This window comes from Adlercreutzia sp. ZJ304, from assembly GCF_011039075.1.
Classification (GTDB): Bacteria; Actinomycetota; Coriobacteriia; order Coriobacteriales; family Eggerthellaceae; genus Adlercreutzia_A.
Map to the genome: position 1 here is coordinate 73239 of NZ_JAAKEG010000003.1, position 25573 is coordinate 98811.

The 25573-nt window shown below is 48.3% G+C and carries 20 protein-coding genes; 10 read left to right on the plus strand and 10 right to left on the minus strand.

Translation table 11 applies throughout. The features are described 5' to 3' along the window. Window positions 1-151: 151 nt before the first annotated feature. Window positions 152-1429, plus strand: coding sequence for an immunoglobulin-like domain-containing protein (locus G7Y46_RS01855; RefSeq protein WP_165252046.1), 1278 nt, complete (start codon window positions 152-154; stop codon window positions 1427-1429). On the opposite strand, the gene G7Y46_RS01860 is transcribed toward G7Y46_RS01855, so the two are convergent. From G7Y46_RS01860 to G7Y46_RS01900, 9 genes are all read right to left on the minus strand, one after another. Further along, the gene (locus G7Y46_RS01860; RefSeq protein WP_165061930.1) at window positions 1426-2667 is read right to left on the minus strand and encodes a phenylacetate--CoA ligase; all 1242 of its coding nucleotides are present in this window, start codon (window positions 2665-2667) and stop codon (window positions 1426-1428) included. The genes G7Y46_RS01855 and G7Y46_RS01860 overlap by 4 nt on opposite strands. Further along, window positions 2651-3337: a 2-oxoacid:acceptor oxidoreductase family protein gene (locus G7Y46_RS01865; RefSeq protein ID WP_165252048.1), complete on the minus strand. Its 687-nt coding sequence runs from the start codon at window positions 3335-3337 to the stop codon at window positions 2651-2653. Before G7Y46_RS01865 ends, G7Y46_RS01860 begins: the two co-directional genes overlap by 17 nt. After that, entirely contained in the window at window positions 3330-6296 is a 2967-nt protein-coding gene (locus G7Y46_RS01870) for a thiamine pyrophosphate-dependent enzyme (RefSeq protein WP_241157011.1), read from the minus strand. The genes G7Y46_RS01865 and G7Y46_RS01870 overlap by 8 nt, the downstream gene beginning before the upstream one ends. Window positions 6297-6363: 67 nt before the next feature. Continuing rightward, entirely contained in the window at window positions 6364-6804 is a 441-nt protein-coding gene (gene purE, locus G7Y46_RS01875; RefSeq protein ID WP_165252158.1) for a 5-(carboxyamino)imidazole ribonucleotide mutase, read from the minus strand. A 42-nt stretch (window positions 6805-6846) separates the two neighbouring features. After that, entirely contained in the window at window positions 6847-8658 is a 1812-nt protein-coding gene (locus G7Y46_RS01880) for a DUF6020 family protein (RefSeq protein WP_165252050.1), read from the minus strand. A 97-nt stretch (window positions 8659-8755) separates the two neighbouring features. After that, window positions 8756-9691: a serine O-acetyltransferase gene (locus G7Y46_RS01885; RefSeq protein WP_165061939.1), complete on the minus strand. Its 936-nt coding sequence runs from the start codon at window positions 9689-9691 to the stop codon at window positions 8756-8758. Window positions 9692-9738: 47 nt separating this feature from the next. Then, the gene (locus G7Y46_RS01890; RefSeq protein ID WP_165252052.1) at window positions 9739-10278 is read right to left on the minus strand and encodes a DUF308 domain-containing protein; all 540 of its coding nucleotides are present in this window, start codon (window positions 10276-10278) and stop codon (window positions 9739-9741) included. A 53-nt stretch (window positions 10279-10331) separates the two neighbouring features. After that, window positions 10332-11486: a Wzz/FepE/Etk N-terminal domain-containing protein gene (locus tag G7Y46_RS01895; protein WP_165252054.1), complete on the minus strand. Its 1155-nt coding sequence runs from the start codon at window positions 11484-11486 to the stop codon at window positions 10332-10334. Between the two features lie 102 nt (window positions 11487-11588). Then, window positions 11589-13070, minus strand: a complete 1482-nt coding sequence (locus tag G7Y46_RS01900; RefSeq protein ID WP_165252056.1) for a hypothetical protein — start codon at window positions 13068-13070, stop codon at window positions 11589-11591. A gap of 137 nt (window positions 13071-13207) precedes the next feature. Here G7Y46_RS01900 and G7Y46_RS01905 point away from each other — a divergent pair, with 137 nt between their 5' ends. The 3 genes from G7Y46_RS01905 to G7Y46_RS01915 all read left to right on the plus strand — a co-directional run bounded on the left by G7Y46_RS01905 (window position 13208) and on the right by G7Y46_RS01915 (window position 15865). Continuing rightward, on the plus strand, window positions 13208-14791 hold the full coding sequence (locus G7Y46_RS01905) for a lipopolysaccharide biosynthesis protein (RefSeq protein WP_165252058.1): 1584 nt from the start codon (window positions 13208-13210) through the stop codon (window positions 14789-14791). A 40-nt stretch (window positions 14792-14831) separates the two neighbouring features. After that, window positions 14832-15527, plus strand: a complete 696-nt coding sequence (locus G7Y46_RS01910) for an ECF transporter S component (RefSeq protein ID WP_165252060.1) — start codon at window positions 14832-14834, stop codon at window positions 15525-15527. A 104-nt stretch (window positions 15528-15631) separates the two neighbouring features. Then, window positions 15632-15865 (plus strand): hypothetical protein, encoded by a 234-nt coding sequence (locus G7Y46_RS01915; RefSeq protein WP_165061739.1) that lies wholly within the window; start codon window positions 15632-15634, stop codon window positions 15863-15865. 126 nt (window positions 15866-15991) lie between these two features. Here the strand turns inward: G7Y46_RS01915 and dnaK are convergent, their stop codons facing one another. Continuing rightward, a complete protein-coding gene (gene dnaK, locus G7Y46_RS01920) occupies window positions 15992-17743 on the minus strand; it encodes a molecular chaperone DnaK (protein ID WP_165252062.1) in 1752 nt (583 codons plus the stop codon). Between the two features lie 477 nt (window positions 17744-18220). On the opposite strand from dnaK, the gene G7Y46_RS01925 reads away from it, so the two are divergent. From G7Y46_RS01925 to G7Y46_RS01950, 6 genes are all read left to right on the plus strand, one after another. Next, window positions 18221-19477 carry a polysaccharide deacetylase family protein gene (locus tag G7Y46_RS01925; protein ID WP_241155993.1) on the plus strand — a complete coding sequence of 419 codons (1257 nt, stop codon included), beginning with the start codon at window positions 18221-18223 and terminating at the stop codon, window positions 19475-19477. 42 nt (window positions 19478-19519) lie between these two features. Continuing rightward, window positions 19520-20407, plus strand: a complete 888-nt coding sequence (locus G7Y46_RS01930) for a DUF5685 family protein (protein WP_165252064.1) — start codon at window positions 19520-19522, stop codon at window positions 20405-20407. Further along, a complete protein-coding gene (locus G7Y46_RS01935; protein WP_165252066.1) occupies window positions 20408-21274 on the plus strand; it encodes a DnaJ domain-containing protein in 867 nt (288 codons plus the stop codon). Between the two features lie 261 nt (window positions 21275-21535). Beyond that, window positions 21536-22054 (plus strand): hypothetical protein, encoded by a 519-nt coding sequence (locus G7Y46_RS01940; RefSeq protein WP_165252068.1) that lies wholly within the window; start codon window positions 21536-21538, stop codon window positions 22052-22054. Continuing rightward, window positions 22033-23754, plus strand: coding sequence for a leucine-rich repeat domain-containing protein (locus G7Y46_RS01945; protein ID WP_165252070.1), 1722 nt, complete (start codon window positions 22033-22035; stop codon window positions 23752-23754). Before G7Y46_RS01940 ends, G7Y46_RS01945 begins: the two co-directional genes overlap by 22 nt. Window positions 23755-23851: 97 nt before the next feature. Beyond that, on the plus strand, window positions 23852-25513 hold the full coding sequence (locus G7Y46_RS01950) for a hypothetical protein (RefSeq protein ID WP_165252072.1): 1662 nt from the start codon (window positions 23852-23854) through the stop codon (window positions 25511-25513). Window positions 25514-25573 lie beyond the last annotated feature (60 nt).

Genomic DNA, 25573 nt, shown 5'->3' on the forward strand with positions numbered 1-25573 from the left:
ATTAATATTCATGGGCGATACTTTAGCACAATAAAGTGATTGTGGCACTAATTTTTTTAACAGGTGGAATATCTAAGTGTTGCCTGCTTTTTGTCGTGTAAACGCAAATTGGTCTTTATAATGACTGGCAATGGATAAGTTGGGGGTATCTATGAGCGAAAGACCGTCGGCGCACACAGGGCGCAGCCAAGCTAGGCGCAGTCAGCCGTCGCGCAATCATGCCGCATATCGACAAGCTACGCACCAAGCTACGCACCAAGCTACGCACCAAGCTGTGCGCAGCCATGCAGCATATAGCCAACCTGCACGCAAGTCGCGAAAAACTCCTGTATTGGCAATTATTATTGTGTTGGCAATAGTTATAGCAATTGTTGCACTAGGCATATTTGCCCTGAAAAGCTGCACTAATTCGCCCGCGGATGATGCAGCTAGTACGCTTCCTATAACACAAAAAGACACTGTAATATCGGAAGAGGTTATGGCTGAAGATGTTGTAATGACACTAGGTGGTAGTCGCAATACTTATGTGCTTAAAGGCGAAGAATACTTAGAGGCGGGCTGCCATGCGGTAGACCCAGATGCACAAAATTCGCCAGACATAACATCTACCGTTCAAATATCTGGCAATGTAGATACATCGGTGCCGGGCACTTATACCGTAACTTACACCGCTAAAACTGAAAATGGGCAAGTGGCTGTGGCTGAGCGCACCGTACATGTGGTGGAATCTTTTGAAAGTGGCAATGCCGCTAGCATTCCGGTATTCATGTATCACTATCTCTACGATCCGGCAGCGCCGCCCGACGACATGAATAACAACCTTCTTTCCATAACCGATCTTGAGGCGCATCTGCAGTATCTTACGGAAAACAATTACTACTATCCCTCTTATCAGGAGATACGCGCCTTTGCCGAAGGAAACCACACGCTTCCCGCCAATAGCGCCACGTTAACTTTTGACGATGGCGAATGGAATGTGTACACGCTAGGTGGAGAGCTGTTCCGTAAATACGAAGTGCCGGCGACCATGTTCCTTATTTGCAAAGACGAGAACATTCCTGAACGCATTGTAAGTCAGGCTAACCCTTATATTTCGTTCCAGTCGCATACATATGGCATGCATACAGGAGGGTCAGGCATAGGTCGCGGCGGTTTAATCCACGCATCGTCGCAGCAAGAGATATATGACGACATAGTAAAAGCGCAAGAGATACTGGGCACGACAGAGGCTGTGGCATATCCGTTTGGCGACAATAATGAAACAGCTTGGGCTGCGCTAGAGCAAGCCAACGTGCAATGCGCATTCACTATAGAAAATCGCCGCATAAAACCGGGAGACAACCCTATGGCGCTACCGCGTGTCCGTATTAGTAACGGCTACGGCAAAAACACTTTTTCAGCGCTTGCCGCAGCCGATCCTGTTGGTTAATAGCGGCTGTCGAAAATACGCTTGGTTTTCTTCTCGCTTCGGGGAAGTTCGCCTAGCGGAACGCCTTTAGCTTCGGGTGCGCATCCAATTTTCGCTTTGAAAATGGCAGCAAGCTGTTCTTCGGCTGCTGTGCGCGCGTCGCCTTCCAGTGGTGTTTCGAACAGCACGGTAAGTACGTCGCGCCCACTGATGTTTTCAATCATTACTTGATATTCGCTAGATGTACCGTCGGTTATGGCAATTACTTCCTCAACTTGTGCAGGGAAGATATTGCAGCCCTTCACTTTGAACATATCGTCGGTGCGACCGGTTAGTATATCTATGCGTGGATGCTTTTCGCCACACGAACATTTGCAATCGCCGGGCAAGATGCGTGTAAGGTCGTGTGTGCGATAACGAATTAGCGGAGCGCCCTGTTTGCGAAGCGTGGTTATAACAAGTTCACCTTCTTCGCCGTCAGGCAACACTTTGCCCGTAACGGGGTCAACAACTTCTATGTAACAATAATCCTCAAATATGTGCATTCCGCAATGTTCGTCGCACGAAATGCCAATACCCGGTCCGTATATCTCAGTCAAACCATAAATGTCGTAGATTTCTATACCCAATTCATTTTGAATGCGCTTGCGCATTTTTTCGCCCCAGCGTTCGCTGCCTATTACGCCTTTGCGCAGAGAAAGTCGGTCGCGGATGCCACGCTTTTGTATTTCTTCAGCCAAAAGAAGTGCATACGACGACGTAGCGCATAGCACGCTAGATTGCAGATCTTCCATCATGCGAAGCTGCTTTTCAGTGTTGCCCGGTCCCATAGGAATAGCCATAGCGCCTAAGCGTTCGCAGCCTGCTTGAAAGCCTATGCCTGCTGTCCACAGACCGTAACCCGGTGTAATTTGCACGCGATCGAGCGGGGTGACACCAGCTATTTCAAAGCAGCGGGCAAACTGAATAGCCCAGTCGGTTACATCTTGGCGTGTGTAGGGGATTATTACCGGTGTACCCGTGGTTCCAGAAGACGAATGGATGCGCACAATTTCTTCGTCGGGCACCGCTTGTAGCCCTAGCGGATACGCTGCGCGCAAGTCGTCTTTTTCTGAAAACGGTAACTGTTCAAAGTCTGCCTGAGAGACTACATCTTCTACATCTATTCCATCGAATTTTTTGGCATAGAAAGCCGAGCGATCTTTTATCGTTTTCAGCTGTTCGCGTATTAATTCGAGTTGCTCAGGCTTCATTTGCATAATAATCTATCCCCTCTGCTACTTTATTTATGGCATCTATATTCATTTGCGCGAATTGCGGCTTTACGCACGCAAGTACTGCGCCTTTTAAGTCGTCTAGTGAAATTGGCATGCAGTATTTTGCTACAGCAGCTCCAAGAAGAATGGAGTTTAACACTTTTCGATTATCTCCTAAGGCGCTGGTTACAGCCATATCGTCTACAACTACAAGTCGATGATGCTGGCTTGCGCGCCGCTGCCCTTCGCGAGTTGCAGTAACTGAATTAGCTATACGGTTAGCTACATCGTTGTAAAACGTAAGCTTTATGTTTTCAATTATGTCTTGTGAACGGTATGGCTTCGATGTAAGAGCCGCAGCCACAGGCTCTACTGTAGTGGTTGCAGTTACCACCGTGCCGCCCGGCGCTAAATAGCCTAAACAGCGTGCAGCTTCGCCGGGTTCGAAGGCTACGATAAGGTTTGCTGTACCGTGTGTGACTAAAGGTGCGTGTACGCTTTCGCCCAAATTCCCCATACGTACATGTGAAACTACGCTGCCGCCGCGCTGCGCCATGCCTATTGTTTCGGCGGTACGAACTTGCCAGCCTTTTGCGGCAGCCGCCATAGCTAACACCTTCGCAGCAAGCACGGTACCTTGACCGCCAACTCCGGTCAGAAGTATATTAACCACGCCCATCCTCGCTTTCGTTTGCGTTATCTGTGTCGGTGTCTGCCGGATCGTTGCCCTCTATTTTGATGGTCAATGTGCCGCCGAAAACCCGTGAAGCATTTATTTGAAGCGTATCGCTATTCTTTGCGCGGCTATTCGAATGAGACACTCTTCTCGGTCTTGCTTTAGGTCTTTTCACACGACTTGATATTGCAGCATGTTTTGGAGCGTTTTCCTCTTCTGTAAGCTCTTGATGCTCTTCGAGTTTAGGCTGCTCTGCCTGTTCCGGTTCTGTTTCGTTTGCAGCTGGCGTATCTTCCGATGCGGCTTCTGTGTCATTTGCTGCATCTTCTAAGTGGTCATCTTTGCTTTCGGTTTCGTTTGTTTCCGGTTCATTTTCTGCGGGCAGGTTATCTGCGTCGGCATCTTCATTAGTTTCATTAGTAATACTGCTAGCGTCTTCGCTAATGTTGGCTTGTGCGGCTGCAGAGCTTTCTGCGTAAGCAGCATTTGTCTCTGCGCTTTGCGTTTCTTGCGCCTTTAAGGTTGCGGTCACATTTATTTCAGAAGGTTTTGACTTAGACGCCTCTAGCGTTACGGCACCTGTGTCGCGCGCGGCATAATCTAATATAGATGGTATTTTTATGGCACCGAACGGGCACACTTGCAGGCAAAGTCCGCATCCGTTGCATAAGCTGGTGTCTATAACTGCCTGACCTCGCATTCCGCTTTTGCGCCCGCGCGCGTCGGCGGAGAAAGCTATAGCAGGGCAACCGATGTCGGTTATGCAGCGTTTGCAACCGGTGCATTGCTCTGTGTCAACTTCAGCCGGAATGCCGAACGGTCTTAGCCATACGCAGGGGCTTTGGAAAATAATAGCTGAAGGTCCTTCATGCTTTAAGGCAAGCATAGATATTTCTTCTGCCTGCACCCTGTTCAAAGGATCGGCGCGAAGTATTACCTGAACACCTAATGCTTCTAGTACTGCTTCAATGCTAATGGGTTTGTTGTGTTCTCCCATAAGCGTGGTGCCAGTGCCGGGGTGTGGTTGTGACCCCGTCATAGCGGTAGTGGAATTATCAAGTATGACGAATGTTACATCGTGGTTGTTGTATACGGCATTTGCAATGCCTGTCATGGCGCTGGCGAAAAATGTAGAATCGCCCACAAAAGCTACCTGCTTTTTATTAGGCTCGGCAATGTGGAAGCCCTGCGCCATGGTTATACCTGCGCCCATGCAAAGACATGTATCAACGGCGTTAAGCGGCAGAGCGTTTCCAAGTGTGTAGCAGCCTATATCGCCGCACAGCATAGCATTTTCACGCTTCACCCCAATTTTATCCAGTGCGCCTTTTATAGCGTAGAAGCTGCCACGATGTGGACAACCTGCGCATAAGACCGGGGGTCTGGGTGGAAGCTCGTATGAGTAATGCAGCAATGCCTTTTTGCCTATTACATCTTCCATAAGCCGAAGAATAGAAAGTCTGTTTCCGTCGCGATCAACTGCTTCGCCCGGTTTGCGCCGTTGCTGCGATGTTTGAGTTTGCACGACTTGAGTAACAGCGCTGGCACTTTCTGCTTTCAAAGCAGATGCAGGCGCTTTGTAACGAGCGGCATGCGTTTGTTTGCGCCGCGCAGCCAACTGAGCCCGCTTTTGAGACATGCTTTCAGGAGCAGCGGAGTTTTGGCTGGCGCTATAGTCGGCAGCAACGCCTATCAAGCCAATTTGAGGCTCTTCTGCCGGCTTATTGTCATTAACATGGTTTGGTAGTCTGTGCGCAGCACGCTTATCTTTGCCATTGTGTTTTTTGTCGCCACTGTCCGAATTAGAGGCTGTTGATACGACGATTATTTCTTGCTTTGGCGCTTTCGTGTACATGTCAAAGAAGTGCGAAATTGCTACCACTGCGCTCTCGGTAGAATTTTCCCCGCGATCAGGTGCTTCACCAGTAAGCTTGCCGTGCACATGCGCAGAAAGGAAGTTGTTAGACGCAGTTACCATAAGTCCTTCTTCAAGCACCGAGTCTAGCTCTTCAAGAACTAATATGTGCGACAAGCCATCCATAAAGCGTCGCAAAGGACGTTTTGCCAGCGGATAAGGAATGCCCATCTGCATAAACCTGTACGGTGGCAGCGCAACGCCTGCGCGCTCGGCGCAGCGCTCTATCATTTCTAGAGCTTCAAGTGCGTATTGCGTGGAAACACCGCCGGTGAAAATGCCCAAATAAGGCTCTTCAGCTGGCTTGCCTTCTTCTGCAGTAGCCTTGCTAAACATGGGCAGGAACTGCGAAAAATGTGCATCTAGCGCGAATATGCGCGTCATATCGTTTAGTCGGTCAATTATTTCACCGTGAGCTTGATAAGACCTTTTTGGGAATATGACCCAATGATCGGGATTATGTTTGAAGCCGCCTGCGGGAAGAGGTCTGGCTTGTGTGGTGTCTTCTACATCGAAGAAAGTTGAAGCGTGGTTAACGCGCGTTGTAGGACGCACTATAACGGGCGTGCCGTATTCTTCAGACAGCTCGAATGCCGCCTTCATCATGGCAAAGCCCTGTTCGGGAGTGGCAGGGTCGAATACAGGCACTTTCGCAAATTCGGCAAAACGGCGCGTATCTTGTTCGGTTTGAGAAGATATAGGACCGGGATCGTCTGCAACAAACAGCACTAAACCGCCGCGCACCCCCACGTAGTTAAGTGACATTAGCGCATCGCTGGCTACGTTTAATCCAACTTGTTTACAGGTGAAAAGCGCTCGTGCGCCCGACATAGATGCCGCTGCGCAAATTTCTAGTGCTGCCTTTTCGTTAGTTGACCACTCTACGTGTACGCCCAGCGCTTTGCCCGCTGCGCGTAAACGTGCCACGGTTTCTACTAACTCTGACGAAGGTGTGCCCGGATAACCTGCTACAACATTAACGCCAGCTTCCAGTGCAGCATGAGCGAAGGCTTCATTGCCCATTAGGAGTTTCTTGGTCATTTTAGCGTTCCGTCTGCTTCGGTGTGACAAACGAATTTCTCAGCGCTAATATGGTCCATCTGCATTCCTATTCTGCCATTTCGCGCTTGAATGCGACTATTTTCTCGCGCATCTGTGCATCGTTTTCGCCAGTTCCGGCACCCATAATTTGTGTGGCTAGTATGGCTGCATTCTTTGCGCCGTTTATGGCAACGCATGCCACGGGTACGCCGCTTGGCATTTGGACCATAGAAAGCAGCGAATCTAGCCCGCCTAAGTCGCTAGTTTTCATAGGTACCGCTATAACTGGCAGCGGTGTGAATGCAGCTACTACGCCGCCAAGGTGCGCTGCTTTTCCGGCGGCAGCTATTATAACGCGCATACCGCGAGAAGTTGCGGTTTCTGCCCATTCGTGCACCACATTGGGTTTGCGATGTGCGCTGGCTATTTTTACTTCATAGGGAATGCCAAAATCGTCCAACTGCTGCATGCATGGTTGCATAGCTTCCATGTCGGACTGCGATCCCATTATTATGCCTACTAACGGTGTGTCGGTGTTCAATTTGCCCCCTCAAACACAATTAAATGTATTGTAATGCGCCATAGGCTTAAAGTCAGTCTCAACCTCGTTAAAGTTGGCTATTTCTGGCTGTGTGTCAATGCAAATGGCGGCAAAAGCGCAAACTAGTAGTGGTGCCATGTCAAAAATGGGTACGCAATAGCGCGCATCGTATACGGGAGATATTACGCAAAATGCTAACAGAATAAGTGTGGGCACCAGCAAAATGCCGCAGCGTAAGCGCCGTCGCACTAATACAAAAATTAAGCCGGCGGGCAGCCAGAATACATATGTAACTATTAGCAAAGGTAAATTAATACCGGGAGTTTCGGCTATGGCGGTATAGGCATCGTCCATGCCGTGGCGCAACCAATCTAGTTCATCTGGATTCCATAGCATATAGCGGTCATTGTCGCCCATGTGCGTATCCACTGTCACCATGCGTATGTTGGCGAAAGCGGTGGGTGCCACGTAGTAGCCTGCCAGCGATGCGAATGCCGCTAAATAAGATTCAGGGTGGCGTATCCCCATGGATATATAGGCTTTCATATAATCAAGTAACTGCTCTGGGGTGGCATCTATGTTATAGCGGTATTTCACAGAATCGGCGAAGTCGAATTGGTATTCGTCGGCTAATTTATCGTAGTCCAGAACGTTTTGTATGGCGCGTTTTTCCGTTGCCGATATCTCATCGCCATGATCGACCAAATAGCGTGCGGTTTGCTGAAAAAGAGGTCCTAGAATTTCTTGTTTACCACCCGGACTAATATTGGTAAGCGGAAATATTAGCAGCGGAAGCAGTAGCGCCATTATTGCCACGCACGAGCCAGCCTGTATAAGACATGCGCGCACCGCGCCGCTTTCTGCGAGATGCGGACGCTTGCCGCGCCGTAGGACTATGGCGGCTATAAGCGCTGTGGGTACCACCATGAAAATGCCCATTTTTCGCGTAAGACACAACAGTAAACCCAGTTCACAAAAAAGCACTATAGCGAAAGCGCCGCGCAAACTTGCGCCGCGTGTGCGTACAGCTTCGAAGAGCATTATGAAGTAGGGGATGCATAATGCTCCGAACAGGCTATCTTTTACCATACACATCGCCCATGTGCTTATAAAAGGCATTATGCAGAAGAATAGGTATGCGCAAAAACATAGTACTAGTGGGCAATGGCGCTGGCGCATGTAAGCTATGGCGCACGTGAACGCTATGATATGCGCTACGCCTTGAATGCACACGAACGTGAATACGCCTAACATCCAATTGCCGGTTAGCAAATCGGAGGCGTATCCGAAGGCACCATATAGCAGCGTGGTTAGCACTGGATGATGGTCAACCAGCCAAGCATCGGTTATGGTCTGTTCGCGAATTTCTTCCCATGGAATTATCGATATAGGATGATTTTCTGGGTATATCTGATATATCTGGTAGTAGGTATCCCAGTATGTACCGCCCGGGTAATTCGCTATTAACCACGGTAGCCAAAACAGCGCCATTATGGCTGCAAATATAGCAATGCTTTTCAATTGCCAATGCGGTGTTAAGCGTGCTAGTAGCGGTTTGCGCTCGTTTGGTAAGCGGTCATCTTCGCGGGCACGTGTAAGGCATACCCAAAAAAACAAAACATCCATTAGGAAGAACACAATGGCTGCCACAATTGTGAATATTACAATTAAAAGTATTGTTTGTACCGTATCGAAAATAGCCCAGCCGCTGCCTGCTACATAAGACACTCCAATTACACCGCATGTAGACACAACAATAGACAATGCCAGCAATACTAGCCAATCGCGCAGGTGCATTTCGTCTAATGCGTCAAGAATCAAAGGAACCTACTTAGTAACTATATAACAAGGTGAACTGCGTCGCTGTGCATTATCTCGCAGCGACGCAGTTCACCTTAACAATAACTGCAAAACTATTCTAGTCTTTTTCGCCCGGTTGACGCACGGTTATCTCTTGTTCCTTTACCGACACACGGCTATGTGGCGGTACGCTAAACGTAACGAAGGTGCTGCCAGCAATAACTGAGCCTTCACCGATAACGGTTTCGCCACCAAGTACGCTAGCGTTTGAATAAATAGTCACATTGTCTTCTATGGTTGGATGGCGTTTTACACCGCTTAGTCGCTGACCGCCGCGTGTACTAAGCGCTCCCAGCGTAACACCTTGATACAGCTTTACATGGTCGCCTATTTCAGTTGTTTCTCCAATTACAACACCTGTGCCGTGATCAATGAAGAAATATTCGCCAATTTTTGCACCCGCTCCAATGTCGATGCCTGTGCCGGAATGAGCCAGCTCAGTCATAATGCGCGGAATAATTGGCACGTCCATTTCGTAGAGAATGTGCGCTAGGCGATACACATAAATGGCGTATAGCCCCGGATAGCTAAAGATTACTTCCTCTTTACTGCCTGCTGCTGGGTCGCCTTCGTATAGCGCTTCCACATCGGTTAGCAAAACTTGCTGCACGCGCGGCAGTTCGTCAAAAAAAGTAGTACAGACTTCAGCAGCGCGGTCTATTATATGACACGGTGCGCATTCGCCGCAATGTCCAATATCTATTGTGTTGCCGCACGAGTCATCGGTATAAGTTAGGGCAATTATTATCTGTTCGCGCAATTTGCGCTCAATTTGTATCAGTATTTCGCCGATGAAATAGGTGGGGCTAGTGTTAGGAGAGAGCATCTCTTCGCCGAAATAGCCGGGGAAAACTACACGTCTTAACCCTTTCAGAATTTCCTTTACGGCAGTTCTGCTGGGGAAACGTAAGCCGGGTTTCGTGAAGAATATCTCGTCTGCCTCGTAGTTTTTTTCGATGGCAGTAACTATTCTGTCTAAATTGTCGCCGAACATGTTTTCCTTTCACCGCCGCTAGAATGCGTGGGTTTTAAGTAAGTTGGCTACATTAATTTTGATGCGCTATGAGTAGTTAAACCAAGGATGCACATAGTAATTCCGCGCATTAGCAAGAGCACGCTTAAGAAGATAGCAAATGTGTCAGGCATAAAGACAAACATAAGTCCGCATAGTAGCGATATTATGCCGTTAACAAGCATGACACCCCAAGTTGAGCCCATCTTGCGCACAGAAATTGCTGTAACAATAGCTATTATGGCGTAAGCGATAACAAACATGCCCACTATAAATGGCAAAACGCCAGCCGTTACTATGGGGTGCAGCAAAAACATCAAACCCAGTATTATGCTGCATATTGCACTTATAATAGCCCAGCCAGACGTAAGACCGGTTTTGCGAAATTGGAAATAGTGAATTATGTCAACGATGCCGCCAACAAGCATTAATGCACCAGCCATTTGGGCTATAACTACCAGCGAAAGCCCGGGCCAGAAAAACATAACCAGCCCTGCAATAAAGAACAGTATGCCGCCGATAACAAGACCCCAATCGCGTTTTGCTTTTGTTCCAGTTTGCTCCGCCATAAGAACCACCTCGTAATCTGTTGTCGTAATTCGCTTTGAAATTACCTATTTACTTATTCGGCAGCCACAAATCCGATGACATTCGCTTTTGCGATCGCAAGCTGAGTAGCTGCAGCTTCAATACCTTTACGCTTAGTTACAAATTCCTGTACGCACAATATAGTCGATCCGGCTACATTGGCAACATAAGAAAAGTCGGCTTGTTTAGTTGTTGGTGCGGCATTCAAAATTACTATATCGTATTCAAGCTGCGCCTGTTCTAGCATTTGTGAAAGTTTGGGGCTATCAAGCAATGCGATTGGGCTTTGTTTGGGGTTTCCGGCGGGTACGTAGCTGAAACCTTGCGTAATTCGCACGGCATCACTTAGCTGAATTTCGCCGGTAAGTACATCGGATAGACCGTTGCCATCGCTTACAAGGTTTTCTGCAAGTTGCGACTGTCCGTTCATGTCGGCATCTACAAGTAAGACGCGCTTATCTGCCTGTGTGGCTGCTTCTGCCAATTCTGTACATGTTTGCGCCGAAAGAGCTTCGTTGTCTATAGAAAGCACGCATACGCTTTTGTGTTCGCCGCTTGCAAACCGTACATTGGCAAACAATTGCTGGCGGTCGAGCGCTTTTTCTTGCTGATTTGGTTTTGGAATGCGTCCAAGTAGTTGTGCTTCGTAGTCTTCTTCCATATCGCGTGCGCTATGAATATTGCCGCGCACAAGATCCATGATTACAACTATGCATACTGCGGCAAACAGCCCGGCTAGAAGGGCAATGCCGGCGCTCTTCGTGGTGCTGGGGCTTTCATCTGTAGCGGCGGTGGCGCGTTTTAAGTCCATGCGGACAGTTATGTTTACAACTTCGCCAGATACGTTATAGCGGCTAAACGCCTTTATGAATGTGGTATTTAAAGCCCTGTTGGCTGCTTTTATGCATTGATTAGGATCGTTGCCTTCGGCGGTAATTGTTATAACGCGCGTACTTGTATTGGTGGAGGCTTTGACTTCAACACCATTTTTGGACTGCTGTTCAGCTGCCGCGGTGGCAAAACTGCCTACTCCGGCAGGTTCTGCAGATGCCGTTATAGTAGATGTTGCCGAATATTCGTTCGGCATAAAATACAGAACTGCAACGCACACTATAGCGCAGACAATAGGTAAGCCAATTACTAGCCATACGCTGCGCTTTATAAGTTTCCAAAGATCTAACAGAGTCATTTCTAAGCCCTTTCAACCTCAACAAACACTAAGGTATATATTAAAGCCCGAGCGCGCATAAAGCTGCATCTCGGGCTTATTGCATTACGTGTGAACAAGGGATTAATCCTCGTAATCTAGGTTAATCATTAGTGGTGCTTGTGGCAATGTACCCGTAGCGCTTATTTCGCCTATAACGGAAACATGCGCACCGTTTGTTACTACGAATGTGTTGGCGGTCAATTCAAAATAGCTAGTAACATACGTTTTTCCGTCTAGTATTACGCGAATAGTGTAGTCGGAGCGCAGCAACACGCGATCGTCGCGATATTCGATAACTCCGGGAACTTCTACCAGATCTCCTGTGGAGCATGTAAGTAGCATATCGCCACCGTTTGCGCCTCCGGTGTTCTCGGAAGTGCTTCCGTTGCTTCCGTTGTTGTTTTCGTTAGTGGGTTGATTCTGGTTTGTGTTGGGGTTTCCCCCTTGATTATTAGGTGCTGTGCCTATCCAATTTATGGTGGGAACCCACCCTTTAGTCTCGTCCCAAGCTACACCTACATTAGCATCGGTGCGCATGTGGGTTCCGTCAGCATTAGTCTTGTCTAATGTAAATGTTACGTCTCCACCGGTTGCGCTTAAATTCGAATTTGCAGTAATTGCCGCGCCTTCATACTGAGAGGCAATATTAGCGTCGTAGGCTTTTAGCAATTCCGGTAATGCTGCTTGTAGTGCGGCTACATCGGCAGGACCGGTGGGCTCAACTTTTTCGCCAGAGGACTGCACAGATGGCTTTCCAGCTTCCCACTGGGAAGATGATGCGTTGTAAGTAAACGGCAATTGTAGCGTCTGATCTACGCGAACTGACTCATTTTCGAACACAACTTGAGCGGTAGTAGAGCACGATGTTTTCTGAGCATCTCCTGAGCCGCTGCTCGTAACTTCACCTATTTGAATGTTGGAAATTTGCGGATCGTCTAACCCTTCGGTGTTTATATAGCTATAGTCGGAAAGGGTAGGAACATTTATATCGGCTGATTCATATGCCTTTTCAACAACATCTGCTGAAGGAGCGTTTACGGTTACGCTATGCGGGCGGCTCATAATGTAGCAGAGCGCACAAATTAGCGCTATTGCCGCTAGAGCACATACAATTATGCCTGCAATCAAAAGCCCGTTATGCTTTTTGGGCTGCTTCGGACGCGGACCAGACGGGTTGATTGCCCCAGCTACGGGATGATATTCGGGCATAGGAACCGCAACTGGAAGGTTGGGTTGCTTTGGTGCTGCTTCAGCTGCGGCTGTTGGTTGTGCGGTAGTCGCGGCAACACCGGGTACTGCGACTGCGGGTGTTGGTGCAGGCTTAGCAGACGAGGGTGCTGCGGAAGATGCCGTTTGAGCATTAGGTGTTGTAGCTACAGGCGCTGATGCTGGTGCTGACTGCGCGTGCGGCTGATTTGCGGCTTGCCCATTAGCTGAAGCTGCAACTGGCATACGTACTGGGTTGCCGTTAGTATTTGTTATGGACGACAACGGAACCGATTTTACGTTTGACGAAACTGGTGTAGAAGCCGACGAAGTAATATGCGAATCAGTTTCGCTCATACGGTTTGCTGCCTTCCTATCTGTTAACGCAATGCGAATGTGTAAATAGCACATTACTCATGCTAATTAATTCACTATTGAAGACTATACTATAAATACGCATTAAACGCACGATAAAAGGAGTCGCGAACCGCCGAATGCCAGCCCATAGTAACAAGCAACCGCGCCAACATAAGCAAAATTTTATAGCGAAGCTTGCAAATCAATGGTTCGATCGTGTAGTGGGCGCAATGAAAGGCGATGGGCTTTCAGCTGCTGAAGCGGCGTATGCTCCACACCGCACCACTCGCGATTTTATTTGGAACACAGCTGGTTCGGCTGCATGGGCATTAGTATTTCCGGTAATGACTATGGTGTCTACTCAGGTTGTCGGAGTTGAGCAAGCTGGCATGATTTCGATGGCGTTTATAGTGGCGCTATTGCTTATGTTTATTGGAAATTTTGGTACCCGCGCCTATCAGGTATCCGATCTAAGCGAAGAACACTCTTTTGCCGATTATCAAGTTAGCCGTTGGATAACTTGCATCGCTATGTTGGTTGTTGGTTGGTTGTATTGCAGCATTCGCGGCTACGATTCCGAAATGTTCAATATTTCCATGGGTGTAATTTTATTCAAGTTTGTTGATGCTTTGGCAGACGTTTATGAAGGCAGGCTACAGCAGGTAGACAAACTTTATTTAGGCGGACTTTCTCAAACTATTCGCTCTGTTATAGCTGTACTTGCGTTTTGTATTGTAATGCTAATAACGCATAACTCGGTGGTGTCGTGCTATGCAATGGCTATTGCAGCTGTAGTTACTTTTGTGGTTATAACATGGCCACTAACGCTTATGGAAACGCCAAAGTCTAAAGGTTTTAGCCTACCCAGTTTTATGCAGCTGTTTAAGGCTACGGCACCTCTTTTTGTGGCAATTTTCCTGTTTAACGTTATAGAAAATACCCCGAAATTTGTTATGGAAGGGTCGCTGGCATACGATAACCAGCTGTATTACAACGCGCTATATTTCCCGGCACAGATGATATTGATAGGCGCTCAGCTTGTGTATAAGCCGCTTTTGCTGCGCATGACTGGGGTGTGGCAAGATGCGGCTAAACGTCGAAAATTCGACTTGCTTATAGTGGGGCTAATGGGCGTTATAGTGGGAATAACGGCGGCGGTATGGGCTGTTATGGCATGGGTTGGTCTGCCGGTAATGAGCTTCTTATATGGTGTAGATTTTGAGCCGTATCGCGGATTGCTGTACGTAATGCTTGCGTGCGGCGGCGTTACGGCAGCTATTGATTTTTTGTATCAAGTAATAACTATTATGCGCAGGCAGCGTGATGTAACTACTCTTTATTTGGTAACGTTCGGATTTTCGCTGTTCGTGCCACTTTTGCTGGTTTCGTTTGCGGGTCTAAGCGGCGCAGTTCTTAGCTACCTTATTGTTGAGTCTATTTTGCTGGTGTTGCTTACTTGGGAATACTTCCGCATTCGCCGTGATTTATCGCGGGAAGGGCAAGTGCGTGCTTACTCGTCTGCTGCAGATGCTTCTCGGCATGGTTCGCATGCCGAACATACCGAGCGCACAATGTTTTTGGCGAGAGATGATGCGGATGAGCTCGAGCAGGAAGATGAGCCTACGGAGCTTCAGCCTAAGCGCAGGAAGCGTCCTAGCGAATTGCGTGCAGAACGCGAACATCGCAAAGAGGTACTTGATCGCCGATTGCATCGACACTAATCTGCGTAATGTTTAGCATTCATTTCGAAAGGCGAATTGCATGTCTAATTCTGAGAAAAAAATCAGCACAAGAATTTCCACTTTTCCGTTTTTGCAAAAGGTGAACACGGGGATTGATGCGGGTGCGCCTGCAAGTGTGTCAGCTGATGTGCGCGGCGCGGCGAGCTCTAGCAGTACTGCGCGGAATGTGGTGTTTGCGCTGGCATTTTGCGCTGTGGCTGTAGCGGGGCGTGTGGCTTTTGCAAGCATAGCTAGCGTGCAGCCTGTTACTGCCGTGTGCATAATGGCTGGAATTTTGTTGGGTAGACGCTACGGGTTTGCTGTAGGCGCTATGGCTGCTTTTGCATCTAATATGTTTCTTGGGCAGGGTGCTTGGACTATTTGGCAGATGGCGGCTTGGGGGCTTTCTGGTTGGTTGGCAGGCGTGTTAGGTGCGCGCGGGCTGTTCGGCTGTAAAGACGCGCCTAAAGTTCGTGCTGGCGCTGGAGGTGTTCGCACACTACTTGTATATGCGTATGGGTTTTTTGTATCGCTTTTGTTCGGGTTCATAATGAACACATGGATAGTTGCCATGTTTGGTGGTGCTATGCAATGGCAGGCGGTAGTGGGGGTTTACGCCGCTGGGTTGCCGTTCGACATTGCGCACGCTGTATCTACAGTAGTATTCCTTGTGCCGATGTGCGCAATTTGGCGCTACGTAACGTATCCATTTGAAAATAGTGCAGAAGTGAAATAGTTCACTAATTGTCATTTCACCGAAAATTGGTTATTCTTGGCATGTAGTTTATTAACGATGCTCTATTGTTGTAGAGCTGTTAATTTGAGGAACAGGAGAGCAATATGTGTTTCAGACCAGCAGATGCATCCGCCGGCCCAATGAAGTGCCCCGAATGCGGTAAGCCCATTCAAATGCTTGGTGGCATGAAGATTGAGAAGTGCCCTTTCTGCAAGGCAGACTTCTCTGAATATATTAATGGCACCAAGCCTATGCCCGGCGCACCCGGTGCTCCAGCTGCTCCCGGCGCCCCGGCTGCACCCGGCGCTCCAGCTGCCCCGAAGGCTCCTGGTCAATAAGAGTTAGATCTTATAGGCAAAGAAAAGCCCCGCAATCGGGGCTTTTCTTTTTTGGTGTTGTTATATTGGTTGTGCGTCGCTTGTGCGTTGTAGCGCAATTTGTGTCAGGTAATTGCGCAGCGCAGGCTAAAGCAAACGCTCCAACTCGGCGATAGCGGCACTGAAAGCGCCCTTATCTTCCGGTTTCATCTTTTCAGGTTTCTTCATCAAGTATTTTTGTACGCTAGCTACAGCACTTTTCAGCTGACGTTTTGTATCCTTTTCCATCTGTTTGCCTTCGGCTTTTATACGCTCTTCAGCTTCATTAACTAGTTTCTGCGCCTTTTCGCGCTCTTGGAAAGCGTCGCGCCGCGCTTGGTCTTCGGCAGCGTATTTTTCGGCATCTGCCATTGCGGCTGCTATTTCAGCATCGGTCATGCGCTCGCTATCGGTTATGGTTATTGACTGTTCGTTGCCCGTGCCTAAATCTTTCGCCGTAACGGTAAGTATGCCGTTTGCATCTATGTCGAAACTAACGTTAATTTGAGGCACGCCGGCAGGGGCGCGCTTTATGCCTTTCAGCGTGAATTTACCTATAGATTTATTGTCGGCTGCCATGGGGCGCTCACCCTGCATAATGTTGATTTCCACTTTGGTTTGGAAGGGTGCGGCTGTTGTAAATACTTGCTCGTAGTGAATGGGTAATGTGGTGTTACGCTCTATTACTCGTGTGGCTATGCCGCCTACAGTTTCTATAGCAAAACTCATGGGCACAACATCAAGCAACAGCAATTCTCCACCACGCGGTACCATGGCACCGCCTTTTGCAGCCATCGCGCTTGACAGCGTGTTTGCCTGAATTGCGGCACCTTGCGCTACGCACTCATCTGGATTAATGCTGCTAGCAGGGCGTTTCCCTGTCAATTTCTGCACATGTGTCTGAACTGCCGGTATGCGCGTGCTGCCGCCAACAAGCAGCACCTCGCCTAGTTCACTTGCGGCTATGCCTGCATCGTTTAGTGCTTGCATAACGGGTTCCGTGGTTGCTTCAACCAAGTGGTTGGTTAGCCTGTCAAATTCGGTGCGTGTTATGGTTTGTTCCATATGAAGCGGACCGCTGGCGTTTTGCGCCAAAAACGGCAGGTTAACAGTGGTCGACTCCATGCTGCTAAGTTCGCGCTTGGCTTGTTCGGCGGCTTCAAGTACGCGCTGGTGCGCCATTTGGTCGCGTGTTAGGTCAACGCCGGTCTGGGCGCGGAAGTTGTCTAGCAGATGCTTCGTTAGCACTTCGTCAAAATCGTCGCCACCAAGATGGTTATTGCCCGATGTGGCTAGCACTTCTATAACGCCGTCACCAATTTCTATAACAGACACGTCGAAAGTGCCGCCGCCTAAGTCGTACACCATTACCTTTTGTGCAGTTCCGTGGTCTAATCCATACGCCAGCGCAGCGGCTGTGGGTTCGTTAATTATGCGCAATACGTTAAGCCCAGCTATTGTGCCGGCGTCTTTTGTGGCGTTGCGTTGCATGTCGTTGAAGTAGGCGGGAACAGTTATAACCGCATCAGTTATGCTAGTGGCAAGGTAGTTTTCTGCGTCGGTGCGCAGCTTGCGCAATATCATTGCTGACAATTCTTGCGGCGAGAAATCTTTGCCATCTATGTTTTTGCGCCAATTTGTACCCATGTGGCGCTTTACGCTGCCTATTGTGCGGTCTGGGTTCATGGCTGCTTGGCGCTGTGCAACTGCGCCCACTAGCCGCTCGCCTTCTTTTGTAAAGGCCAGCACCGATGGCGTTGTGCGCCCGCCTTCCGCATTGGTGATAACTTCTGGCGAGTCGCCCTCTACTGCGGCTACGCAGCTATTTGTTGTGCCAAGGTCTATTCCGATAGCTGTCATTTATATGCCTTTCTTTTGGTTTGCCTATAGTCTGACATTACAGGTGGGGTTTGCGTTTGGAAAATACAAGAAAGTCATACGAAGTGAATATGAAACTGTGCGCCAAAACACTTCCGATTCTGAAATGGTAGTGAGAGGGAGAGGCTGCGCGAAATTCGCGGAATGTACATACAGAAACGCCCGACATGGGTTGGAGTGTCGAGCGTATACTGTGCATTTCAGACCTCCGCTACTATAAGACATAGTCAATTAATTGTCAATATCTTCTAATTTGGAATCCGGATAAGCACTGTTTTGAATAAAAATTGTTGCGATTGTGCTATTTTGCCATGCTAGCTCATTCGTATTGCGGGAATAAGTTGGAGTCGTGGATTTAAATAGTCATTCTTTAAAAACATTGTTTTTAGCGGCATATTTAACCTGTATTTTGCTAAGATTCAGCCAACTAGAAACATAATTTACTACGAAGGAAATCGCTTGACGCAGCACGCAGCACATAACGCATCACGACCATCAGCATCAACTAGTCGTACTCCAATTTGGGCAATAGTGTGCATACCTGTTGTCGTTGTTGCGGCGCTTTTATTTGTGGTGCTGTTTCCTTGGCCTTGCACTGCTGCGGTGAATGGCACGGATGTTAAATCTACAGTTCATACCACTGTGCAAGATCTTATAGAAAGCCAAAACCTAAACATAGTTCCCGGCGATTTGGTAGCGGTTGATGGAAGCGTTATTAAGCAAGGCGGCGGTGAGCCTATGCATATAACCGTGAACGGCGAAGACTTGCAAGATACTGGTCGTTTGGTTTGCGAAGGCGACGTTATATTGGTTGAAAACGGAAGCAACACCACCGAGCCATTTGTTGAAGAAGTGCAAGAAATAGCGCCTAGCGTGCGTTTTGAGGGCACCGGCGCTATGCATCGCTATGCCGGTGTGGGCTCACCCGGCGAGCAAGTTATAAGAACAGGCAACATGTCTGGGATTAGAGTTGAGGAAACTACGAAAGAGCCAGTTCAAGAGGTTGTTCGGAATTTCAACATAGATACCGGTGGACAAAAAGTGGTGGCGCTAACGTTCGACGATGGTCCGTGGAATGCGTGGTCTTCCGAAGTGCTAGACATTCTGGCGGCCAATGGTGCGAAAGCCACGTTCTTCACCGTGGGCGATAGAATTGCGTCGCAGGAAGATGTGGTGCGGGCTGCGGCTGCGGCAGGGCATCAGATATGTACGCATTCTTGGGATCATGCTGCCGGAGACGGACACGGAGTTGATCTAGGGCGCATGAAGCCTGAAGATCGAGTTTCCGAAATAACAAAGGGTTTTGACGAAATAGCGCGTGTTACTGGTTCGCAGGCTAGTTCAATTATTCGCGTGCCCGGTGGTAACTTCAACGAAGAAACCGCGTCTGTTTTGCAACCTTACATAACTGCTGAAGTTGGCTGGAATATAGATACGCGCGATTGGCAAAAGCCGGGAGCAGCGTCTATTGCGCAGCGTATTCTTAGTGTGCAGCCCGGTTATATTGTGCTTATGCACGATGGTGGGGGCGACAGAAGTCAGACGGTTGCGGCTTTGCGTGACGCGCTTCCGCAACTGGCAGCGCAGGGGTATCGTTTTGTTACGATAGATGAACTGCTTGCTTGCGCAACTAACGATGTTGTACAAGCAAGTGGAGAAGATACTCAGGTAAATAATGAAGCTAATATTGAAGGTGCCGCGGATGGTTCTGCGTAAAATGCGGCTGCCGATTAGATGCCATCGAAGTGGTTTTAGCGTATGTTCGGGATAGCGGTTGCGCGGCTAGATCAGGTTTCAGATGAAGAGAAAGAGCGCTATCAGGCGTTTTACTGTGGGTTATGCAGAACGCTAAAGCGGCGCTACGGTCAAGTTAGCCGTGCAGCGCTAAGTTACGATCTTGCGTTTTTGGTAATGTTTTTGGATTCACTGACTGAGCCTGCCCAAAACTGTGGAGCGGCGCATTGTATTTCACACCCGAAAAAACGCATGCCGTATTGTGAATCAATTTATAGCGATTACGCTGCCGATCTTAGTGTGGCGCTGGCGTACCATAAATGCTTGGATGATGTGTCTGACGACGGAACTGCGCGGGCGCGCACTATTGAGCATATGATGCGGGGGCACTACGCTAAAGCTGTAAAGCGCATTCCGGAAGAGTGTAGCGCCATAGAGGGCGCTATGCGCAAGATTAACCAGCTAGAAGCTGATGCGGATGCCTCGCCCGATGCTTGTGCGCGCGAGTTCGGTCAGCTTATGGGTCAATTGTTTGCCGCTGGGTGTGTGTGGGGTCGTTCGCTTTCGCCTGATTCTGCTTGGGAAGGCACCATGTGGGCGCGCGCGGCGGGTGAATTTGGCGCGCTTTTGGGGCGATTTATTTATCTGATGGATGCCGCTGTTGATTACGCGGAAGACAAAAAGACAGGCAGCTACAATCCGTTTGTGCGCCTAGACGCTAATCCCGGGCAAATGCGCGAAATATTAACCGTTTTGGCGGGGGATGCGACTAGTGCATTTGAGCGTTTACCGCTTGTGCAAGACGTACACTTAATGCGCAGCGTACTTTATGCTGGAGTTTGGCAAAAATTCAATCATACTTATAAGGAAATGTCTGAAGCGAAAACTATGGAAGGCGTGCCGTCAGAGTAGATGGATAATCCTTACGACATATTGGGTGTATCGCGCGACGCGTCGATGGACGAAGTAAAGAAGGCGTACCGAAAGAAGGCGCGTGAGAATCATCCCGATTTGAACCCCGGGGATGCGCAAGCAGAAGAGCGCATGAATAAGATTAACGAGGCATACGACCGCATAACCAACCCGGAAAAGTATGCTGCAAGCGATGCCCGCAGGCGTGGTTACGCAGGTCCTAGTGGTCCTAGAGGCTATGGTGGTACAACCTATGGACCGGGTGGCGCGGGTGGCGCGGGTGCTGGCAGTGCTGGCGGCGCGGGAGGTTCTAGTGGTTCAGGCGGCGGTTATTACGACCCGTTTGGCTATGGCGGAGAACAAGGCGGTTCGAGCGGTCAAGACCCTTATGGGTGGACCACTATCAATTTTGACGACCTTTTTGGTGGTGCCTACGCTACGCAAAGTGCGCCCATACATCCAGAGGAAGCAGCGGGCGATTCACCCGAAGTAAGACAGGCGATATATGCCATCAATTCGCAAAACTACCGCAACGCTATAAATATATTGCAACAAATTCCGTCTGGCGGGCGTAATGCGAGATGGTATTATTTATTCGCACTTGCGAATAATGGGGCAGGAAACACTGTTGCAGCGCACGACAATATACGTCGTGCTAGGCAGATGGATCCAAACAATAACGACTACGCGCGCGCCGAAAGCCAGTTCACACGCCGCGCCCAAACATACACTCAACAGGGCGAAGGTCGCGGTTTCACTAGTTTTGGAATAGACCCAAATTGGCTTTGCTGTTGCATATGCTTAGGACCTACATGTTGCTCGTACTTCAGCCGCATGTGTGCCTATGGAGGCTTTGGCTTTTTCTAGCATGCCAGTATGCCAGCAAGGCATCCTCCGACTTCCGTTTTGTGGAGGGCTTGTGGTTTGTGGAAACAAATTTCGCGATATGACTTGCCAATTCTTTGCAAAGGGTGATTAAATGCAATCGCCTTTATAGGTGTAGCAACGGAAAGAAAACCGAAGTTCTCGCCACGGGACACACGGTGAAATCGAGCGAAGCACCCGGGATATAAGTGCGACGCTTCCGATGATCAGTGTGGGCGGAACTGAGGAAAAAGGGACGATATCATGAAGAATAGTTCGCGTGTTTTTACACGGAAGTCTATATCGCTATTGAGCGCACTTGCGCTGATTTCAACGTTAACGCCAGCAGCTGCGTTTGCTGTAGCGAGTGACGAATATTCTGCTGCGCAGGATGCCTCTCAGGATACTCAATCTATTTCCACTTCCGAGACGGCACAAGATGGACAAAAAGATACTGCTGACGCAATGCAAAACGCCAAGCAGCCTGAAGTAGCGCTTCCAGAAGAGAAAGCATCTAGCCTGCCGGGTTTGAAGGAAGATGCAATAGTTGATGTGCCAGAAATAGTGTCGGCTAGCGTTAATCTGGATTCGCAGGAATTGCAGCCGGTTATCGTATCAAGCAATGGTCTTACCTTTCAGGTAAATTCTCAAGATGCTACGAAAGCAAGTTGTATCGGTTGGAATGGTAATGCCTTACAAGGAAATCTTGTTATCCCAGAGCAAATTGATGTTGCGGGTACTCAGGTAACTGTTACGAAAATTTGCTTGGGGGGGGGTATTTAAATGCTACTTCTGACAAGGTAGAGTCTCAAAATTCCAAAAATTTTTCGACCGCTAACGCGGCAACTACCAATGAAGATGCGGGTGAAAATGCGCTCGCCGCGAATGCGACTGCAGCAAATGCAACCGCCGCGAATGCGACTGCAGCAAACGCGCCCACCGCAAATGGTGAAAGTTTCGCAGAACTAAATCCTTACACAACCGAATATTTTACCGATGCGGAAAAAGCACCTGAAGTAACCTCAATTACAATTCCGGCTACAGTCGAGGAAATCGACCTAGCTTTCTTCCAATTATTCCCCAACGCTCAGGCAATAACTGTTGCCGAGGGCAATCAAAACTACAAAAGCAATAACGGCATGCTGCTAGACGCAGCGCAAACTTGCCTCCTTCTCGTTCCAGAGGGAATGGAGGGCGCTGCCGTGCTTCCTGAACATACGGCCTCTGTCCCTGCTTGCGTATTTTCCCGATGCACCAAGCTTTCGGCCATAGAAACGGGAAGCGCGGTCCCTGCGCACTTCATCACTCGGAACGGTTTGTTATATATGCAAGACTTAACAACTTTGGTAGCTGCGCCCCCAGCGCTTGGTACCAGTGTGGTAATAGCGCCTGAGTGTATGCAGATTGCATCGGGCGCGTTCTGGGGCAATACAGCTTTGCAAACAATTGTTGCGAACGGAAATGTTGAAAGCATCGCTATGAGGCTAGATAATGCTGAATTGGGCGTAACGGGTGTTGCAGGGCTAAGTGCTACACATGCAAATGCTGTCGAAAGCGAAGCATCTATTCCCTCTTTCAATCCTATAACAACACAGAATGCAAAAGTGGCTACTCCTTATACCGCTGCTTGGAAGGCGGCAGGTTTTACCAATTTCATTGAACCTGCCAAACCCGGCAATACGGTTAGTGAAAATGGTTTCACCTACACCCTGCTAGACGATTTTACGCTTGCGGTTGGTTGGACTGGAGAAGGTAAGCCAGAAGCAGAATTGACAATTCCTGAAATGGGTGCTGTAAACGGAGCTGAATACAGCGTGTCCACCATTACGCCGGAAGGTTTTGCTGGAATTGATTCCATTGTTGTGGCAAACATTCCAGCAAGCGTAATCGAAATAGGTAATTCTGCTTTCGCTAATTGCGTAAATTTAAAAACTGTACACTTGCCAGATACTGTACAAATAATAGGTGCTGGCGCGTTCGAAAACACAGCGCTTACCACTTTTGTTGTGCCTGCGCAGCTGCAAACAATAGGTGAAGCGGCGCTGTCTGGTCTAAATGAAACAACCATAGTAGACCTTCATGGCACAGCAGATATATCTCCAGCCGCGCTTGGTTCTACCACAAAAGCTAGCATATATGTTCCATATAACGAAAGGGGTGTTTACGCTTGGCAGCCCGGATTGCCCACATCGGGTAATGCGATTTTGCCATTCGGCATAAAGCTGGGCACTTCTTATTTTGATATGGAAGTGGGACAAAGTGCAAGCCTGTTCGGTGGTACAGGATATATATACGCGCCCGGTGATGCCTATGCAACTTGTAGGTATCCAGCCAGCGCATTCAGCATAAATGCGGAAGCGGGCACTATAACTGCGCGTCGTGAAGGCAATATGCGCTTCAACATTTGGTTGCAGCTATGTCTGCCAGAAGCGCAAGTTGATGGCAGAGTGCAGGTGCGCCAGATAGATCTTACAACCCCCTAATACGTTTCGGCTAATTCGGCTGAACTTCACACGAATAAGCAGACCTTAGAACAGAGGCTTTGGCAGTTGCATGCCACGATCAGTAAAGGAAAAGGAAATGAGGAAACTAAGCTTGCCAAAAAGGATTACATCCTTAGCATTTGCTGCAGCTTTAGCGTGCACGATGGTTCCCGTCGCTGCGCAAACGGCAGCACCCGAAACGGCGTATGCTGCAGGTGCAGAAGCGAAAGCTGCTGGCGCACAGATTAACGTGTCAACACCGTTTTATGTAGATTTCGGCAGTCAAAGCAACCCTTACGATGTGGCGCAGCCCAATTCTGCCAATAGTCAGGCTGCGTTAACTTCAACAAGTTTTTTCGAAAATCATAGCGAATCGCGTCTTGCGTTGGACCAAGTGGAATGCACAAAGCCAAGTGATTGGACTGGTGTTGATAACAGCTGGATAATCAGCGCGGATGGCAACAATACTATGGATTCCTCTAAGGAATTATTTAGCTTATGGATAAAGAATGAAAACACGATAGACACTAGCACAACGCCAAATTTGAAATTTGGGTACGCTACTCACGATGCTGATAAATTGCAGCGCTATAACGAGACAATAAACGAACGCTTTGAATTCAACAAAAATGAAACTCTATACTGCGCTTTCCGATTGAATCTAGATTCTGCTAGTGCAAAGGTGAACCCTAAGGCCGCTAATGGTGCTGCAGCGCGACAAGGTATAGGCACTGTGAAATTTACGTTTGACACAAATGTGTTTACGGGCGAAAAGGATGCGTTCACTACAAGTGCTACCCTTCTTGAGGACTCACTTGTTATACAAGATAAAAGCAATGGACTTATAAGTTCGGGGCAAATTTATTCTGCAAGCCAAATAAAAGCTCAAGCAAAGGATTTATCACTCCATCAAAAAGAAGATGGAACAAACGATTCGGTTTATTATCCAATGTATAAAAGATTTGTCGAAGACGTTCAGTTGGGTGAAAGTGGTTATCCGATAAATACAGAATATACTGCAAAAGTCCGCTGGATAACGGAAGAATACCCAATAAGAGTGATTGGTGTATGCCAAGACCATCTTAGTTCGCAAAACTATTATGGATCAGCAAGCAATTATGCAGGTCTTAGTTTTTTGATAGCTGGTGATTATAATCACGCATGTTCATTCCGGAACATGAATGGTGAAATAACTTACACGAACACCAAAGGCGAAGTAGTTACGGGCTTTTTTGCTTATGGCGGATGGGAAAAATGCGATTTTAGAAGCGAATACATGATTCCTGAATCGGAAAATTATGCAGCATTTAGGAATTATATAGCTCCAGTTGTAAAAAGAAGTACGACAACTTGGACTTTGTCGGAAAACGATTCAGGACAGATGAATCCGGTGAAGGACGATAATGGGTATTGCGAGACCGAAGATAAGCTATTTCTTCTAAGTGCTTATGAAGTTTTTGGCGAATTGGTTAGTGTTGCTGGGCATAGGCAGGGCAGGGATGGCTTTTTCCAATACCAGTGGTTTAATAGCGCAACTTATGGTAAAGGCAATACGAACTGGGGGACATCAAATATGTTGCTAGTACCATATGAGCCTACGGAAATGGATGAGGCAAACAACACCTATAAGTATGGTTTTAGATTGCGTAGTACCGGAGAATCTGACTCTAAAGTATTCAAAGTCTTAGGATATGACGGAACTTATTCGACGGGTTCAGCTGGATATCAAAGAAATCCGCTTACTGGTTTTTGTGTCTAATCGTTAAGAGTAATTTAGGAATGTTCCACGTGGAACATTCCTAAGCCTATCAGTCTTACT

Coding starts and splice junctions, on each gene's coding strand:
- G7Y46_RS01915 (WP_165061739.1), top strand. CDS start 15,632: ATGTGTTTCAGACCAGCAGATGCATCCGCCGGCCCAATGAAGTGCCCC.
- G7Y46_RS01895 (WP_165252054.1), bottom strand. CDS start 11,486: ATGACTCTGTTAGATCTTTGGAAACTTATAAAGCGCAGCGTATGGCTA.
- purE (WP_165252158.1), bottom strand. CDS start 6,804: ATGGGATCGCAGTCCGACATGGAAGCTATGCAACCATGCATGCAGCAG.
- G7Y46_RS01870 (WP_241157011.1), bottom strand. CDS start 6,296: ATGACCAAGAAACTCCTAATGGGCAATGAAGCCTTCGCTCATGCTGCA.
- G7Y46_RS01910 (WP_165252060.1), top strand. CDS start 14,832: ATGTCTAATTCTGAGAAAAAAATCAGCACAAGAATTTCCACTTTTCCG.
- G7Y46_RS01885 (WP_165061939.1), bottom strand. CDS start 9,691: ATGTTCGGCGACAATTTAGACAGAATAGTTACTGCCATCGAAAAAAAC.
- G7Y46_RS01940 (WP_165252068.1), top strand. CDS start 21,536: ATGAAGAATAGTTCGCGTGTTTTTACACGGAAGTCTATATCGCTATTG.
- dnaK (WP_165252062.1), bottom strand. CDS start 17,743: ATGACAGCTATCGGAATAGACCTTGGCACAACAAATAGCTGCGTAGCC.
- G7Y46_RS01905 (WP_165252058.1), top strand. CDS start 13,208: ATGCCAGCCCATAGTAACAAGCAACCGCGCCAACATAAGCAAAATTTT.
- G7Y46_RS01855 (WP_165252046.1), top strand. CDS start 152: ATGAGCGAAAGACCGTCGGCGCACACAGGGCGCAGCCAAGCTAGGCGC.
- G7Y46_RS01890 (WP_165252052.1), bottom strand. CDS start 10,278: ATGGCGGAGCAAACTGGAACAAAAGCAAAACGCGATTGGGGTCTTGTT.
- G7Y46_RS01860 (WP_165061930.1), bottom strand. CDS start 2,667: ATGCAAATGAAGCCTGAGCAACTCGAATTAATACGCGAACAGCTGAAA.
- G7Y46_RS01900 (WP_165252056.1), bottom strand. CDS start 13,070: ATGAGCGAAACTGATTCGCATATTACTTCGTCGGCTTCTACACCAGTT.
- G7Y46_RS01930 (WP_165252064.1), top strand. CDS start 19,520: ATGTTCGGGATAGCGGTTGCGCGGCTAGATCAGGTTTCAGATGAAGAG.
- G7Y46_RS01950 (WP_165252072.1), top strand. CDS start 23,852: ATGAGGAAACTAAGCTTGCCAAAAAGGATTACATCCTTAGCATTTGCT.
- G7Y46_RS01935 (WP_165252066.1), top strand. CDS start 20,408: ATGGATAATCCTTACGACATATTGGGTGTATCGCGCGACGCGTCGATG.